The sequence below is a fragment of the Paracoccus sp. TD-10 genome, from assembly GCF_048270675.1.
Lineage (GTDB): Bacteria > Pseudomonadota > Alphaproteobacteria > Rhodobacterales > Rhodobacteraceae > Paracoccus > Paracoccus pantotrophus.
Genome location: NZ_CP182418.1, coordinates 286,205 through 302,174, shown reverse-complemented (window position 1 = coordinate 302,174; position 15,970 = coordinate 286,205). Strand labels below are relative to the sequence as shown.

The following is a 15,970-nucleotide window of genomic DNA, read 5'->3' as shown; positions in this document are numbered from 1 at the left end:
TCGCGGGTTGCGCCAGGATCACATGGCCATCCGCGACCGCATAGACCTGGCTGGCGCGATGTTCGGATGCGCATTGCCGCATCTTGGCGGCATCCTGCCCGAAATCAGGCCGTTCATGCCCGCGTTGCTCCACCAGGCGACCCGGCTGTCCACCAGGGCCAGTTCGACATGCTGTCCCTCGCCGCTCCGGGCGCGATGGCGCGGCGCCGACAGGATGCCCACAGCCGCATGTGTCGGTGATTTCGCGCCCGACCATCGTCTGGACGATCTGGTCGCGCGTCACGTCCCGCGCCGGCGATGCCAGGACGGACCTCATCGGGGCCACGTGATCCGCGGCGGCATTTCCGGCGTGCTGCGCGCGATCCGTGAAAGTTCGGCCGAACGGCGAAAGGAAGATCCGCATCGTCTGCTGCGATGTCGGCTCCGAGGCGCGCAAGGGCCTGAACGCAGGCCCGATCGCCGCGGTCCCGTATCATCCGCGCGGGCAGATCTCGCAGGAGCAGATCAGCACCATGCTCGAGGCGCTGGGGCAGAAACGTCGATCCCCGATGATCCTGCGCATCGTGCCGTTCCAGATCATCACCCCCGAAAACATCTGGCCCGAAAACATCTGGGGCCAGGGCTTCGGCGGCGGGGCTGTCCCGGTCAGGCGGCTTTGCCCATGCCGGATTGGCCGCCTGCGGCCAAGACCGCCTTGGCCGCCCGGTTCACGCCTTTCCGCCCCATGGCCCGTGATGGCTGTCCTGGCCGTCCAGACGGTCGAAGCCATGCGCGCCGAAGAAGTCGCGCTGCGCCTGGATCATGTTCGCGGTGCCGCGGCCGGTGCGCATCATGTCGAACCAGCCCAGCCCCGAGGCCAGCGCCGGCAGCGCGTGGCCGGCCATGATCCCCTGCGCCACCACCTGCCGCAGCGCCGGCATCGCGGTCTCGAGCTTCTCGGCGAAGAAGGGCGCCAGCGCCAGGTTGCGCGACGGATCCTCGGCCAGCGCCGTGGCCATGTCGTTCAGCATGGCCGAGCGGATGATGCAGCCCGCCCGCCAGACCCGCGCGATCCCCGGCAGGTCAAGCTGCCAGCCGAAGGCGCGGCCGGCGGCCTCGATCATCGCGAAACCCTGCGCATAGCACAGGATCTTGCCAGCGATCAGCGCCGCCTCCAGCTCGGGCAGCGCCAGGTCCAGCGCCTGCGGGGCGGCGCCGAAGCGCGCCTCGCCCGCCTTGCGCTCGCCGAGGCGGGCCGAGACGTTGCGCGCCATCACCGCCGCCTCGATCACCGGGATCGGCGCGGCGAGGTGCTGCGCCTCGATCGCGGTCCAGCGCCCGGTGCCCTTCTGCCCGGCGGCGTCCAGGATCACGTCCAGCATCGGCGCGCCGGTCAGCGGATCGGCGGCCCCGGCGACGGCAGCCGAGATCTCGACCAGGTAGGATTTCAGCGCCCCCCCGTTCCAGCCGGCGAAGGTCTCGCCGATGGCGGCGGCCGGCAGGCCCAGCCCGTCGCGCATCAGCCCGTAGACCTCGGCGATCATCTGCATGTCGGCATATTCGATGCCGTTGTGGACGGTCTTGACGAAATGGCCGGCGCCGGCCTCGCCCATCCAGGTGGCGCAGGGGGTGCCGTCCTCGGCCCGGGCGGCGATGGCCTGCATGACCGGGGCGACGCGGTCCCAGTCGGCGCGGGCGCCGCCGCCCATGATGGCGGGGCCGTGGCGCGCGCCCTCTTCGCCGCCCGAGACGCCCATGCCCAGGAAGCGCATCGGCAGGCCGGCGCTCGCGCGGCGGTTGGTGTCGTGGAAATTGGCGTTGCCGGCGTCGATCACCAGATCCTCGGGGCCGAGCAGCGGCGCCAGCGCGGCGATCTGGTCGTCGACGGCCTGACCGGCGGGGACCATCAGGATGATGGCGCGAGGAGGCGCGATGGCGGCGACCAGATCGGCCAGGCTTTCGGTCGGGACCACGCGGTCCGCCAGCGCCCCGGCCTCGGCATGGAAGCGGCGGGTCACTTCGGCGGTGCGGTTCCAGACCGCGATGGGAAAGCCCTTCTCGGCGATGTTCAGCGCCAGCGCCGCACCCATCGTCCCCAGGCCGATCAGGCCGATCCTAGTGTCAGTGTTCATTATTCTTCTTTGCTCTGGACAGCGCATCCCCGAGGGACGCCGATTGATGATCGAAATGCAGCTGCGCGTTAGGCCGTGGCATGGCGCCTCTGATAGCGCCAACGGAACGGGCAGTCAAAGCTGACCTGCATGGCGCCCCGACAAGAAGGCCAGGGCGCCACGCCCAAACGGGATCAGCCCAACAGCAGGTCGGGCAGGAAGGTGACGATCCCCGGAAACAGCGCCAGCATGATCGCAAAGCCGATCATGATCAGCAGGAAGGGGAAGGTGACCCTGGCGATATAGGCCGTGCTTCGGGCGGTGATGTTCTGGATGACGGCGAAGTTGAAGGCCACCGGCGGCGTGATCTGCGCCATCTCGACCACCAGGACCATGAAGATGCCGAACCAGATCTTGTCGAACCCCGCGGCCTCGACCAGCGGCAGCACCACCGGCAGGGTGGTCGCGATCATCGAAAAGCCTTCAAGCGCGGTCCCCAGCACCAGATACAGCACGATCAGCGCCACGATCAGCAACATCGGCGACAGGTTCCAGTCGGTCACGACATTTGCAACCGCGGCAGGAATGCCAAGGGTCGAGGTGATATTGCCCAGCACCGATGCGCCAAGGATGATGATGCCCATGACCGAGCAGGTCTGCACCGTCCCCAGGATGATGTCGCGCAGCGCCCGCAGGTTCAGCGCGCCCTGCGACAGCGACACGAGGAACGCCCCGACCACGCCCAGCGCCGCGGCCTCGGAAGGGGTCGCCAGCCCGCCATACATCGAGCCCAGCACGCAGAGGATCAGGAACATCACCGGGCCCAGATCCCGCAGGGCGGCAAGGCGCTGGCGGAAGGGCATGTGACGCAAGGCGCGTTCGTTCTCGGGCACCAGGTCGGGCTTGGCGCTGGCGCGGATCATGATGTAGGCGGCAAAGACCAGGGCAAGCAGGACGCCCGGAATGAAGCCGGCGGTGAAAAGCCGCAGGATCGATTCATTGGCTAGCACGCCATACATGATCATCACCGTCGAGGGCGGGATCAGGAATCCCAGCGTGCCGGCACCTGCAAGGCTGCCGATGGCCAGGTCGGGCGAATAGCCCCGCGCCAGCAGTTCCTTCAGGGTCATGCGGCCGACGACCTGCGTCGTCGCGGCCGAGGAGCCCGAGATCGCCGCAAAGATCGAGCAGCCGACGACATTGACATGCAGCAGCCGGCCCGGAAGCAGGCCCGCCCAGGGCGCCAGGCCGCTGAACAGGGTCTCCGACAGGCGCGTGCGGAACAGGAACTCGCCCATCAGGATGAAAAGCGGCAACGCGACCAGGTCGGGCGTGGTCAGGATGTTGAACAGGTATTGCGGAAACAGCCTGTCGACGGGCAGGCCGGTGAACATCATTGCCAGGCCGATGGCCGTGGCCAGCAAGGCGATTCCGATCCAGGCCCCGATGGCCAATGTGCCGAAAAGAAGCCCGAACAGGCTTGCGACGATAGCGCCCATGTTTCTCCCCGATATTCCTGGTTTCGCGCGCAGGGGCGCGGTGGCTTACTCGATGGCGCTCGCGGCACCGAGGCTGGGTTTGTCGACAGTGTTGCCGCTGATGGCGGTGACGAGTCGGGCAACCATCTGCAAGGCCAGCACGGCCGCGCCGACGGTCAGCACCAGCTGCGGAATCCACAGGGGCGTGAAACTGTCCTGGGAAACCTCGCCATAGCTCCAGGTGCGATGCGTGAACTGCGCAAGCCAGACCGCCAGGGGAAGCGTGACAACAGAGCCGAGGATGGCAGCGAATATCTCGAACATCCGGGCGTAGCGACCCTTGCCCATCGACAGCAGCAGCTCTACCCGCAGTTGCAGGCCCGCGCGCAGCGTCATGCCCGAGCCGAGCAGGAAGGCCGCGCCCATCAGATAGGCGCTGTATTCCCAGCCGATCCCTGTGCCCGTGGGAAAGGACGGGACATAACGGCTGATCAACGCCATCGCGGTGTCGATCAGCACGAGCAGGGTCAGGCCCAGGACACAGAGACCGGCAAGCCAGGCCGCGACCAGCGAGGCAAAGTCCGCCGCCCTTTGCAGGGCAGCGACAGCACCGCGTTCAGCGACGGCCTCGGAGGCGACATGCTGCTCTCCGGCCATCTCAGTTGCCGCCTTTCGACGCGAGATAGGCATCGGCGATCGGCTTGGCGGCGGGAACGCGGTTGAAGAACTCTGCCTGAACCTGCTTGGCTTTCTCGGCGATCTGGGCCTTCAGCTCGTCCGAAAGCTCGACCAGCCGCATGCCGTGGCCGGTCATGATCTCGATGCTGTTCTTGTCGCTCTCAAGCGAGCTTTCCCAGAATTGCGGCTCAAGCTCGGCCGCGACCTTCTCGATGGCGGCCTGCTGTTCCGGCGTGAGCCTGCTCCAGGACTCGAGATTGATCGTCACCGCGTTCGACCCCCAGGTATGGTTGGTCGGATAGATATGGCTGAGAAATTCCCAGAACTTGCCGTCCACGCCCGAGCTGGCCGAGGTCGCAACGCCGCTGACCCGGCCCGAGGCCAGCGCCGGCAAGAGTTCGCCCCAGGGCATGGCGATGCCGTCCATGCCAAGGCTGCTAACGATATCGACGGTGTTCTTGTCGGCGCCGCGCACCGTGATGCCGCGGAAGTCGCCGATATCGTCGATCTGGGTCTTCAGATAGACATACTGGGCCGGCGACGGCACCATATAGAGGATCTTCTGGTTGTATTGCTCGGCCAGCTTCTCGAACTCGGGACGCAGGAAGGCGTGGTATTCCTTCAGCTCCTCCATCGACTCGACAAGGAAGGGCACGCCCTCGGCGCCGAACAGCGGGTTCATCCCGACCTGCTGGCTGATGTTGATATCGGCCATGTCGGCAAGCCCGTCGCGAACCGCACCCAGCTGGTCGGGCCCCTTGAAGCCCAACGACCCCGAGGAGGCGACATTGATGACAACCTCGCCATCGGTGGCCTCCTTGACGGCCTCCGCGAATCTCTTGGCGTTTTCCGTCATGAAATTGCCGTCCGGCAGCACTTCGGACAAGCTGAGCCGGGTCTGCGCCACAGAGGCGCTTGCAAGGGCAAGCGCAGCCGCAGCCCCCAACGCGATCGGCTTGAGGAACATCAATCTCTCCCTATCCTGGCGCTTACCGCAAGCGAGCCGGACCAACGGCATATCGCTGCGGAGCGACCGTTTTGCAGTTTTGTGACCGTTGCACCTGCCACCCTAGCGACCGGGCCGTCGCCGCGAAAAGAACAGTTCGGTCTGACATGATCGCGAATGCTTATACATCGGTGCGCAGCAGGCGCCGACCCAATAGAATGGCCGCCGCGGCCGGAAGAATCGCGCCTCAGGGAAATGCTATCATGGACATACGCAGGCTTTACGCCTTCATGAAGATCGTGGACATCGGCAGCATCACCCGCGCCTCGGCGATCCTGCACATCGCCCAGCCGGCACTGAGCCAGCAGATCGCCGCGCTGGAAACCCATTTCGGCAAGCCGCTTCTGCTGCGCTCGAAGCGCGGCGTCATCCCGACCGAGGCGGGCAAGGTTCTGTATCGCCATTGCCAGATGATCATCCGGCAGATGAACCAGGCCGAGCAGGACATTGCCACCTCCTCCGAGGAGATTACCGGCGCGGTCAGCGTCGTGTTCGCGCCGCTGGGCCTGGGTTCGCTGGTGGCGACGCAGCTGATGCGGACCATCCGCGAAAAGCACCCGGGCATCCTGCTTTATGCCAATGAGGCAGTCGGCGGCGGCGTGATCAGCGAACAGATCATGACCGGCAAGACGGACATCGCGCTGATCTTCGATCCCGGCAAGATCCCCAGCCTCAGCTTCGAGCCGATCTCGACGGAAGAACTGCATTTCATCGGAACGCAGATCGCCGAACCGGAGGATGGCGAGATCTCGTTCGCCGAGGCCGTGTCCCAGCCGCTGATCCTGCCAAGCCCGATCCACACCGTCCGCCAGGTGATCGAGACCACCCTGTCGCGCGTCGGGACCAGCGCCCAGGTCGTCGCCGAGACCGAGTCGATTTCCTACCTGTCGAACGCGCTGGCCGAGGGGCTGGGCTGCACCATCCTGCCCGCATCGGCGGCGCAGGCCGTGCAGCGCCGCGTCGCGGGTGCCCGAAGTTACCGCATCCGCCGCCCCAACATGAAGGTCGCGATGGCGATCTGCGTCTCGGCGCAGCTGCCGCTTTCGGAAGCAGCCGCCGTGGTGCGCGATCATCTGGTGCGGCTGGCGACCGAGGCGGCGCGGTCCCCGGCGGCCTCCGGTTCAGGCCAAGGCTGAGGCCTCGGCTCAGGCGAAGAGGATCTGCGCCTTGATCGCCGCCGAACGGTCCGAGGCCAGCCGGAACGCCGTTTCGGCCTCGTCCAGGGCGATCTCGTGGGTAATCAGCGGCTTGACGTCGATCCGGCCCGCCAGCATGGCCTGAACCCCGGTCGCGAATTCCGGGTGGAACCGGAAGGAACCGCGCAGGTCCAGCTCCTTGGCGGTGATCGCCGTCATCGGCAGCGGCATGTCGCCGCCCAGCCCAAGCTGGACGACCACGCCGCGCGGCCGGATGGCCGCGATGGCCGGCGCGATGGCCGCGGCAACACCCGTGCATTCGAACAGCACGTCGAAACTGCCCTTGCCGGCGGCAAAGGGCGACAGGCCGTCGGGCGCCGCGCCCATGTTGACGACCGCGTCCGCACCGCATTTCCGCGCCATCGCCAGCGTGAAATCCGACAGGTCCGTGGCGACGATCTCGCCCGCGCCCGCCAGCCGCGCCGACAGGATCGACAACAGGCCGATGGGCCCGCAGCCGGTGACCAGCACGCGCTTGCCCAGCAGCTCGCCCGCCCGGCGCGCGGCGTGCAGCGTGACCGCCAGCGGTTCGGCCATCGCCGCCTCGCCCGGCGTCAGGCCGTTGGCCAGCACGCATTGCGCGGCATCCGCCACCAGTTCCTGCCGGAACGCGCCCTGGATATGCGGGAACGGCATGGCCGAGCCGTAAAAGCGCATGTTCTCGCAATGGTTGGGCAGCCCCTCGCGGCAATAGCCGCAATCGCCGCAGGGGCGCGAGGGCGAGACGGCGACCAGATCGCCCGGGACCAGCCCGGCCACGTCCGGCGCGCATTCGACCACATGGCCGGAGACCTCATGGCCCAGGATCATCGGCTCGCGCAGCCGCACCGCCCCGAAGCCGCCATGGTTGTAGTAATGCAGGTCCGATCCGCAGACCCCGCCGGCCGCAAGGCGGATGCGCACCTGTCCCGGGCCAAGCGCCTCGGGCTCGCGTTCCTCGATGCGCAGATCCTTGGCGGCGTGGATGACAATCGCTTTCATGACGGCCTCAGACAACCGGGGTAAGCAGGGGCTGGCCGGCGAAATGCGCCGCCAGGTTGTTGCGGACCAGTTCGCCCATCGCCTTGCGCGTCTCGACGGTGCCCGAGGCCTGATGCGGCTGCAAGAGCACGTTCGGCAGCTCCAGGAAGCGCGGGTCGATCTGGGGTTCGTTATCGAAAACATCCAGCGCCGCCGCGCCCAGCCGGCCGTCTTGCAACGCGGCGATCAGCGCCGCCTCGTCTATGTTGGACGCACGCGAGACATTGACCAGCACGCCCTCGGGACCAAGGGCCTCGATCACTTCGCGATTGACGATGTGCCGGGTCTGGCCCGAGGCCGCCAGGGCGACGAACAGGAACTCCGAATGCCGCGCCAGCGCGACCGGATCGGCGATGAAGGTCAGATCGGCGGCATAGTCCTTGGCCGCGACGTCGGAATAGGCGATATCCATGCCAAAGCCGCGCAAACGCTGCGCGATCTCGAAGCCGATCCGGCCCAGCCCCAGGATACCGGCCTTCTTGCCCCAGATGCGGCGCTGCAGCGGATAATTGCCCTTGGCCGCCCACTGGCCGCCCCGCACCCAGGCTTCGGCGCCGACGATGCCGCGCGCGACGGCCAGCATCATCGCGACACCCAGATCGGCCACGTCCCCGGTCAGCACGTCGGGCGTGTTCGTCACCCGGATCCCCCGCTCGCGGCAGGCTTCCAGATCGACCGCGTCGAAGCCCACGCCATAGACCGAGATCAGTTCGAGATTCGGGCAGGCCTCGATGATCTTGCGACTGGCGCCCAGTTCGCCGCGGGTGGCGATGGCCCGCACCTCGGCGCCGCATTCGGCCAGGAAGGCCTCCTTGTCCGCGGCCTCGAAATAACGGCGCAGATCGTATTGCGCGCTCAGCGGGACTTCGTCCCATTCGGGATAGGCCCCCATCTGCAGGACCACCGGCTTGCTCATCGTGTTCTCCATTATGGTGCGGGATTTTCCGGTCGCCCTTTCAGCGGGCCCTTGACTCGGATAGTTATCGATAACAAAACACGAGTCGAACGGATTTGTCGAGACCCAAACGGAGGAACGGGATGGCCGGGACGACTGGATTTGTTGAAAGCCTGTTCGGGCTGGCGGGCCGCCGCGCGCTGGTGACGGGGTCGTCGCAGGGCATCGGCCATGCGCTGGCACGGGGGCTGGCGAAAAGCGGCGCCGCAGTGGTGCTGAACGGCCGGGATCCGAAACGGCTGGAGGAGGCGCGCGCCGCCTTGCAGGCGGAACTGCCCGAGGCCGAGATCCGGGCCCTGCCCTTCGACGTGACCCGCCATGACGAGGTCCGCGCCGCCATCGACGATTTCGAAGCCTCGGTCGGCCCCATCGACATCCTGGTCAACAATGCCGGCATGCAGCATCGCACGGCGCTGGAAGATTTCCCGGCCGACCGGTTCGAGGCCCTGCTGCAGACCAATATCGCCTCGGTCTTCCATGTCGGGCAGGCGGTGGCGCGGCACATGATCCGGCGCGGCCGCGGCAAGATCGTCAACATCTGCTCGGTCCAGACCGCATTGGCGCGGCCGGGCATCGCCCCCTATACCGCCACCAAGGGCGCCGTCGGCAACCTGACCAAGGGCATGGCCACGGACTGGGCCCGCCACGGGCTGCAATGCAACGCCATCGCGCCGGGATATTTCGACACGCCGCTGAACGCCGCGCTGGTCGCGGACCCCGATTTCTCGGCCTGGCTGGAAAAGCGCACCCCTGCCGGGCGCTGGGGCCTGGTCGAGGAACTGGTGGGGGCCTGCGTCTTCCTGTCCTCGGACGCATCGAGCTTCGTGAACGGGCACACGCTCTATGTGGACGGGGCGATCAGTGTCTCGCTATAGACTTGCGTCATCCCGCCATGCCGGGCGGGCGGCGGACGGCCTGCCGCGGCATCCTGTCCCATGCCGCCGGGGTGTTGTGGCCGCATCCCGCAGCGTCTAGCCTGCCTTTCGGCAGGGGCATGTGGCGGCATGAGCAGGGACGGATTTCACAGCGGAACCGTGAAGATGGCGGATATCGCCAAGGCGGTCGGCGTTTCCGCGATGACCGTCTCGCGCGCGTTTCGCGGCGACGAGGGCGTCAACCCGCAGACACGCGCCCGGATTCTGGCCAAGGCCGAGGAACTGGGCTATGTCTTCGACGCGACCGCCGCCAGCCTCCGGCAGAACCGCTCCGGCTTCGTGGCGGTCACCGTCCCCTCGATCAATAACGCGAATTTCGCGGAAACCGTGCGGCAGCTCTCACGCGGGCTGTCGCGGAACGGCTTGCAGATCCTGCTGGCCAATACCGAATACGACCCCGAGGAAGAGGAAAGGCTGATCGGCCAGCTGCTGCGCCGCAAGCCCGAGGCGCTCGTCCTGACGGTGGGCGACTACACGCGCAGGACGCGGCAGATGCTGCGGGCGACGCGGATTCCGGTAATCGAGATCTGGGATCTGCCCGCCGAGCCGATCCGGCATGTCGTGGGCTTTTCCAACACCGCCTGCATCGGCCGGCTGGTGGATCACCTGGTCGCCTCGGGCTATCGCGACATCGCCTTCATCGGTGGTGAATCGCCCCGCGATCCGCGCGGCGGCCAGCGCCGCCGCGGCTTTGTCGAGGCGATGCGCCGCCACGGGCTGGACGACACGCGGCTGGTTCCCGCCGGCACCGCCCCGGTCGGCATGGCCGAAGGGGCGCAGGCGCTCGGGGCCTTGCTGGACAGCCAGCCGGAGACCCGGGCAGTGGTCTGCGTCTCGGATCTGGTGGCTTTCGGGGTGATCTCGGAATGCCAGAGGCGGGGCATCGGCATCCCCGGCGATCTGGCGGTGGCCGGCTTCGGCAATTACGAGATCGGCAGGATCAGCGTACCCCGCCTGACCACGATCGATGTCCATGCCGGCGCCATCGGCAGCAAGACGGCAGACCTGATCGTCGCCCTGCTGCGGCAGGATTCCGACGCGGCGCCGGCCCGGATCGAGATCCAGACCGACCTGATCGTGCGGGAATCATCGGCCTGATCCCGCACCGCGGCAGGGCGCGGGGCGCATCCTCAGCAAGATCTCGTCAAAGATCGGTGGTCAGGCCCTTGGCCTTCAGCACCGCCTCGAGATTGCAGACGTCGATCACCGTCCGGCCCGATTTGTAGGCCTCGATATAGCCGGCCTCGTCCGCTTCGCGGGCAGCGGATTTGCGCGCCACCTCGGCGGCATCCTCGCGGCGCACCACCACCAGGCCGTCGGCATCGCCGCGGATCACGTCGCCCGGCCGCACCACCTGCCCGCCGATGACGATGTCGCCGTTGATCTGGCCCAGGGTTTCCTTGACCGTGCCCTTGATGCAGACGCTCAGCGAGAACACCGGCAGGCCCAGCCGGATCAGTTCCTGCGTGTCGCGCACCCCGGTATCGGTGACCACGCCGGCGATGCCCTTGGCCAGGCAGGCATTGGCCAGCACGTCGCCGAAGCACCCCGCCTCCTCGTATTCCCCGGCCGAGACGATGACGACATCGCCGGGCTGGGCGTAATGGATCGCCAGTTGCAGCATGATGTTGTCGCGCGGCGCGCTTTGCACGGTGAAGGCGGGGCCGCAGACCGACATGGCGCGGTCCACGGGCTTCAGGCGCGCGCTCAGCGCGCCAAGCCGGCCCTGCGCCTCGTGAATCGTGGCGCTGCCGAATTTCGACAGGGCGGCCACATCCGCCGGGGCGGCACGTTCGATCCTGGTGATGATATGGGGCACGTCGTGCTTCTCCTTGCTGGAATGCCGCGGCCGGGGCCGGCGGTGATCGGCCGGAAGCATAGGAAGGACGCGGGGCGCAGGCATAAGAGCGTCTGCATCTGATGTGATCGGGTTTCGCGATGCCCCCGGACGGGTCATGCGAAACCGCTCTGACATCATTGCGAAGCGGCGGTGCTACCAATCGCAAGAGAACGCAACTTCGCACAGGGACGACGCCCTTCGCATGCCGATCACCATCGACTCCATCATCTCGGGGATGGAATGGGCCGCCGAAAACCATCTGGCCGAGTTCGCCTTTTCGGCCGAGGGGCACCGGATCACCATCCGCCGCGGCGCGGGCGGCGCCCCTCTGCCCGCGCAACCCGCCATCGAGGCGGCGCAGGCCGCCCCGGCGGCGCCCGAGGCAGATGCCGTCACCGCCCCGCTGGCGGGCCTGTGCCACCTGCGCCCCGAATCCGGCGGGACGGCCTTTGTCGAGGTCGGCGCCCGCGTCGAGGCCGGCCAGACGATCTGCATCATCGAGGCGATGAAGATGATGACCGCCATCCCCGCGCCCCAAGCAGGCACCGTCGAGGCCATCATGGTCGGAGACGGCGCGATGGTCGAGGCGGGCGCGCCGCTGATGAGGATCCGCTGATGGCCGCGATCGACATGGACTGCCTGCTGGTGGCCAACCGGGGCGAGATCGCCCTGCGCATCATCCGCGCCTGCCGCCGGCTTGGCCTGCGCGTCGTCTGCGCGCATTCCGAGGCGGATCGCGACGCCGCCTGGCTGCACCTGGCCGATCAGGCGATCTGCATCGGGCCCGCACCCGCCGCCAAGAGCTATCTGAACATCCCCGCGCTTCTGGCCGCGGCCGAGGCCAGCGGCGCGGGCCTGATCCATCCCGGCTATGGTTTCCTCTCCGAACGCCCGGAATTCGCCGAGGCCGTCGAGGCCGCGGGCCGGCGGCTGGTCGGACCCAGCGCCTCGGTCATGCGGATGATGGGCGACAAGGTCGAGGCCAAGCGCGCCATGATCGCCGCCGGCGTGCCCTGCGTGCCCGGCCCCGACAGCGTGTTGCCCGACGATCCCGACGAGATTGGCCGGATCGCCGCCGGGATCGGCTATCCCGTCATCCTGAAGGCGGCCGGCGGCGGCGGCGGGCGCGGCATGCGCGTCGTGCGGACCGAATCCGAGCTGGCCGATGCCTTCATGGTCACCCGGCAAGAGGCCGGCCGCTTCTTCGGCAATGCCGACATCTATATCGAGAAACTCCTCGAAAGGCCGCGCCATGTGGAGATCCAGGTGCTTGCCGATGCACATGGACATGCGCTGTGGCTGGGCGACCGCGACTGCTCGATGCAGCGCCGCCACCAGAAGCTGATCGAAGAGGCGCCGGCGCCGGGCATCGACCGGGCGCTGATCGCGGAAATCGGCGAACGCTGCGCCGCCTCTTGCCGCAGGATCGGCTATGTCGGCGCCGGCACCTTCGAATTTCTCTATGAGGACGGGCGGTTCTATTTCATCGAGATGAACACCCGCATCCAGGTCGAGCACCCGGTGACGGAAATGGTCACCGGTCTGGACATCCTGGCCATGCAGATCGACGTGGCGCGCGGCAAGCCGCTGCCGATCACCCAGGACCAGGTGCGCAGCCTGGGCCATGCCATCGAATGCCGGATCAATGCCGAGGATCCGCAGAGCTTCGCCCCCAGCCCCGGCCGGATCACGGCGATGCACGTGCCGGGCGGGCCGGGCATCCGCATGGATACCCATGTCGGCGCCGGTTCGGAGATCCCGGCGAGCTACGATTCGATGATCGGCAAGATCATCGCCCATGGCGCCGACCGCGACGAGGCGCTGGCCCGCGCCCGGACCGCGCTGGCCGAGGCGCGGGTGGAAGGCGTCTCGACCAATATCCCCCTGCACCGGCAGATGCTGGCAGAGCCCGGCTTCTCGGCCGGGGGGGTCAGCATCCACCATCTCGAACACTGGCTCGAAACCCGGAAATCCCGCCATGCCTGACGCGAAGCTTTCCATGATCGGCAGCCGGGCGGTGCTGTTCCAGCCCTCCTGCCCCTTCGACCTCGCCAACCAGCAGCGTATCTGGGCCGTCGCCGACGAGGCCGCCACCTGGAAGGGCGTGCGCGAGGCCGTGCCCGGCATGACCAATGTCACCCTGCTTCTGGACCATGTCCCGACCGAACTCGACCGGATCGAGAAGGACCTGACCGCGCTGTGGGAAAGCGGCATCCGCAAGCAGGTCGAGGGCCGGCTTCTGGCCATCGACATGGCCTATGACGGCCCGCATCTGGCCGAGGTGGCCGAGATGACCGGCCTGCCGGTGGACAAGGTGGTGCGCCTGCATGCCGCGCCGGAATACACGGTCTATGCCGTCGGCAGCCATGCCGGCTATTGCTACCTGGGCGGTCTGGATCCCCGGCTGGAAACGCCGCGCCGCAAGGTGCCGCTGCCCCGGCTGCCGGGCGGGTCGCTGTCGCTGGCGGGGCTGCAGACCGGGGTCTCGGCCTCGGCGGGCCCCAGCGGCTGGAACACCATCGGCAGCACCGGCCTGTCCTTCTTCGACCCCGAACGCAGCCCCGCCGCGCTGCTGCGGCCCGGCGACTGGATCCGCTTCAACCCCGTCGAGGTCAAGGCATGATCGAGGTTCTTTTCATTCCGCCGGGCGCGACGGTGCAGGACCTGGGACGCGACGGCTACTGGTCGCAGGGCCTTGGCCGCGCCGGGGTCATGGACGCCCTGTCGCATGGCATCGCCAACATGATGCTGGGCAATGACGAGGATGCCGCGACGCTGGAAATCCCGCTGACCCCGGCCCGGTTCCGGTTCCGGCAGGCCGGCGCATTCGCGCTGGCGGGCGCGGCCTGCGGCGCGACGCTGGCCGGCCGGCCCTTGCCCCGGGTCTGGGCGGGCATGGCGGACGAGGGCGAGGTGCTGGAGCTTGGCCCGATGACATCGGGCGCCCGCACCTATCTGGCCCTGCCCGGCGGGATCGACGTGCCGGCGGTGCTGGGCTCGCGCAGCACGCAGCTGCGCGAGGGTTTCGGCGGGCTGGAAGGCCGCGTCCTTGCCGCCGGCGACCTGCTGCGCGCCGCTGCGGATACCGCGCCGCTGCCGCTTGCGGGGTTCAGCCTGACCATGCCCGCGCTGCGTGCCCCCGGGGTCGCAGAGATCGAATTGCGCGCCCTGCCCTCGGCCGAGCACGGGAATTTCGCCCCGGCCTCGCGCGAGGCGTTCTGGACCACGCCCTATGCGGTCAGCCAGCAAAGCAACCGCCAGGGCTACCGGCTGGAGGGCGAGCCGCTGGCCTATGCCGCGTCGGGCGAGTTGCGCTCGCACGGGATCGCGCCGGGGATCGTGCAGGTGCCGGGTGGCGGGCAGCCGATCATCCAGCTGGCCGATTCCGCGACCATGGGCGGCTATCCCAAGATCGCGGCGGTCATCGAACCCGACCTGTGGCGCATCGCGCAGGCGCGGCCCGGCGACCGCCTGCGTTTTCGCCGGGTGACGCTGGCCGAGGCGGCCGAGGCCGCAAGGGTGCAGCAGCAAAGCCTGGCCGGAATCCGCGCCGAGCTGGAAGCATTCCGCGTCCGGCAGGGGGGATGGCAGTGATGTTCGACAAGCAAGACCTTACCCGGCTTCTGGACGCGATGCGCGCGCATGGCGTCGGCGCGCTGGAGATCGAGGGCGGGGACATGTTCCTGCACCTGGTCCTGCCGGCCGGACCCGCACCGTCCGCCATAGCCCCGGCGCAGCCCGCGACGGCGACCGCAGCCGCGCGCAGCCCCGATATCGGCCGCTTCCTGCCGCGCGGCAGCGACGACGGCCTGCCCGCCCTTGCGCCCGGCGACGCCGTCCGCACCGGCGAGCTTCTGGGCTATGTCGCGCAAGGCGCCGTCCGCGCCCCCGTCATCGCCCCGGCGGATGGCACCATCGCGTCGCAGATCCCGGAACCCGGCACCCTGTTCGGCCACGGCGACACCGTCCTGACATTGGAGACCAAGCCATGATCATCGACATCAACTCGGACATGGGAGAGGGCTTCGGCCCCTATCGCATCGCCGATGACGAGGCGCTGATGGCGCAGATCAGCTCGGCCAACGTGGCCTGCGGCTACCATGCCGGCGATCCGGTCATCATGGACCGCACGATCCGGCTGGCCAGGGAGCATGGCGTCGATCTGGGCGCGCATGTCAGCTTTCCCGACCGCATGGGCTTCGGGCGGCGGCGGATGGACATGGACCTGCCGGAACTGGAATGCCATGTGCTTTACCAGCTGGGCGCGCTGGCCGGGCTGGCGGGCCGCGCCGGGCATCGCATCACCCACATGAATCCGCATGGCGCGCTTGGCAATCTCGCCAGCTCCGATCCCGCAATCGCGGCGGCAGTGGCGCGCGCGGCCATGGCCTTCGACCCCGAGATCGCCTTCCTGGTCCTGCCGGGCAGCGCCCTGGAAAAGGCCGCGCTGGAGATGGGCGGCAACGTGGTCCGCCTGTTCCTGGCCGACCGCGGCTATCTGGCCAGCGGCCAGCTTGCCCCCCGCAGCCAGCCGGGGGCGGTCATCCATGATGCCGAGCTGGTCGTGGCCCGCGTCATGCGGGTCATCCGCGACCGGCAGGTCGACACGGTGGAGGGCCAGGTCATCCCGATGCCGGTGCAGTCCGTCCTGGTCCATTCCGACACGGCGGGCGCGGTCGAACTGACGCGGCGGCTGCGCGAAGGCATCACGGCGGGCGGCGCGACCATCGCGCCGCTGACCCGCCACATCTGACCCCCCGGCCCATTCACGA

17 protein-coding genes are annotated in these 15,970 nt (G+C 68.2%); 9 read left to right on the top strand and 8 right to left on the bottom strand.

Going from position 1 to position 15,970, the window contains the following annotated elements; translation table 11 throughout:
- Positions 1-18 precede the first annotated feature (18 nt).
- The 5 genes from ACNKFW_RS01515 to ACNKFW_RS01495 form a co-directional block, all read right to left on the bottom strand.
- Positions 19-222, bottom strand: a complete 204-nt coding sequence (locus tag ACNKFW_RS01515; protein WP_418024554.1) for a CoA transferase — start codon at positions 220-222, stop codon at positions 19-21.
- A 485-nt stretch (positions 223-707) separates the two neighbouring features.
- Complete coding sequence (gene gndA / locus ACNKFW_RS01510; RefSeq protein WP_418024552.1) at positions 708-2,111, bottom strand: NADP-dependent phosphogluconate dehydrogenase; 1,404 nt, start codon at positions 2,109-2,111, stop codon at positions 708-710.
- A 173-nt stretch (positions 2,112-2,284) separates the two neighbouring features.
- Positions 2,285-3,589, bottom strand: a complete 1,305-nt coding sequence (locus ACNKFW_RS01505; protein WP_010399591.1) for a TRAP transporter large permease — start codon at positions 3,587-3,589, stop codon at positions 2,285-2,287.
- A 45-nt stretch (positions 3,590-3,634) separates the two neighbouring features.
- A complete protein-coding gene (locus ACNKFW_RS01500; RefSeq protein ID WP_418024550.1) occupies positions 3,635-4,225 on the bottom strand; it encodes a TRAP transporter small permease subunit in 591 nt (196 codons plus the stop codon).
- Between the two features lies 1 nt (position 4,226).
- Entirely contained in the window at positions 4,227-5,213 is a 987-nt protein-coding gene (locus ACNKFW_RS01495; RefSeq protein ID WP_418024548.1) for a TRAP transporter substrate-binding protein, read from the bottom strand.
- A 242-nt stretch (positions 5,214-5,455) separates the two neighbouring features.
- Between ACNKFW_RS01495 and ACNKFW_RS01490 the strand changes: the two genes are divergently transcribed.
- Positions 5,456-6,388 (top strand): LysR substrate-binding domain-containing protein, encoded by a 933-nt coding sequence (locus ACNKFW_RS01490; RefSeq protein ID WP_024844168.1) that lies wholly within the window; start codon positions 5,456-5,458, stop codon positions 6,386-6,388.
- A 9-nt stretch (positions 6,389-6,397) separates the two neighbouring features.
- Here the strand turns inward: ACNKFW_RS01490 and ACNKFW_RS01485 are convergent, their stop codons facing one another.
- Together ACNKFW_RS01485 and ACNKFW_RS01480 are read right to left on the bottom strand one after the other, a co-directional pair.
- Positions 6,398-7,429 carry an L-idonate 5-dehydrogenase gene (locus ACNKFW_RS01485; protein ID WP_418024546.1) on the bottom strand — a complete coding sequence of 344 codons (1,032 nt, stop codon included), beginning with the start codon at positions 7,427-7,429 and terminating at the stop codon, positions 6,398-6,400.
- A 7-nt stretch (positions 7,430-7,436) separates the two neighbouring features.
- On the bottom strand, positions 7,437-8,384 hold the full coding sequence (locus ACNKFW_RS01480; RefSeq protein ID WP_418024544.1) for a 2-hydroxyacid dehydrogenase: 948 nt from the start codon (positions 8,382-8,384) through the stop codon (positions 7,437-7,439).
- 122 nt (positions 8,385-8,506) lie between these two features.
- Between ACNKFW_RS01480 and ACNKFW_RS01475 the strand changes: the two genes are divergently transcribed.
- Positions 8,507-9,298: an SDR family oxidoreductase gene (locus ACNKFW_RS01475; protein ID WP_418024542.1), complete on the top strand. Its 792-nt coding sequence runs from the start codon at positions 8,507-8,509 to the stop codon at positions 9,296-9,298.
- A gap of 129 nt (positions 9,299-9,427) precedes the next feature.
- Positions 9,428-10,456, top strand: coding sequence for a LacI family DNA-binding transcriptional regulator (locus tag ACNKFW_RS01470; RefSeq protein ID WP_418024540.1), 1,029 nt, complete (start codon positions 9,428-9,430; stop codon positions 10,454-10,456).
- A 46-nt stretch (positions 10,457-10,502) separates the two neighbouring features.
- Here ACNKFW_RS01470 and ACNKFW_RS01465 read toward each other — a convergent pair whose 3' ends face one another.
- Positions 10,503-11,177, bottom strand: coding sequence for a 4-carboxy-4-hydroxy-2-oxoadipate aldolase/oxaloacetate decarboxylase (locus ACNKFW_RS01465; protein ID WP_024844173.1), 675 nt, complete (start codon positions 11,175-11,177; stop codon positions 10,503-10,505).
- A gap of 223 nt (positions 11,178-11,400) precedes the next feature.
- Between ACNKFW_RS01465 and ACNKFW_RS01460 the strand changes: the two genes are divergently transcribed.
- From ACNKFW_RS01460 to ACNKFW_RS01435, 6 genes are read left to right on the top strand one after another with little or no spacing between them, the layout of a single operon-like run.
- A complete protein-coding gene (locus ACNKFW_RS01460) occupies positions 11,401-11,814 on the top strand; it encodes an acetyl-CoA carboxylase biotin carboxyl carrier protein (protein WP_418024538.1) in 414 nt (137 codons plus the stop codon).
- Positions 11,814-13,184: an acetyl-CoA carboxylase biotin carboxylase subunit gene (gene accC / locus ACNKFW_RS01455; RefSeq protein ID WP_418024536.1), complete on the top strand. Its 1,371-nt coding sequence runs from the start codon at positions 11,814-11,816 to the stop codon at positions 13,182-13,184. Before ACNKFW_RS01460 ends, accC begins: the two co-directional genes overlap by 1 nt.
- Entirely contained in the window at positions 13,177-13,821 is a 645-nt protein-coding gene (gene pxpB, locus ACNKFW_RS01450; protein ID WP_418024534.1) for a 5-oxoprolinase subunit PxpB, read from the top strand. Before accC ends, pxpB begins: the two co-directional genes overlap by 8 nt.
- Positions 13,818-14,792: a biotin-dependent carboxyltransferase family protein gene (locus ACNKFW_RS01445; protein ID WP_418024532.1), complete on the top strand. Its 975-nt coding sequence runs from the start codon at positions 13,818-13,820 to the stop codon at positions 14,790-14,792. The genes pxpB and ACNKFW_RS01445 overlap by 4 nt, the downstream gene beginning before the upstream one ends.
- A complete protein-coding gene (locus ACNKFW_RS01440; protein WP_418024530.1) occupies positions 14,792-15,190 on the top strand; it encodes a hypothetical protein in 399 nt (132 codons plus the stop codon). Before ACNKFW_RS01445 ends, ACNKFW_RS01440 begins: the two co-directional genes overlap by 1 nt.
- On the top strand, positions 15,187-15,951 hold the full coding sequence (locus tag ACNKFW_RS01435; RefSeq protein WP_024844179.1) for a LamB/YcsF family protein: 765 nt from the start codon (positions 15,187-15,189) through the stop codon (positions 15,949-15,951). Before ACNKFW_RS01440 ends, ACNKFW_RS01435 begins: the two co-directional genes overlap by 4 nt.
- Positions 15,952-15,970: the final 19 nt, after the last annotated feature.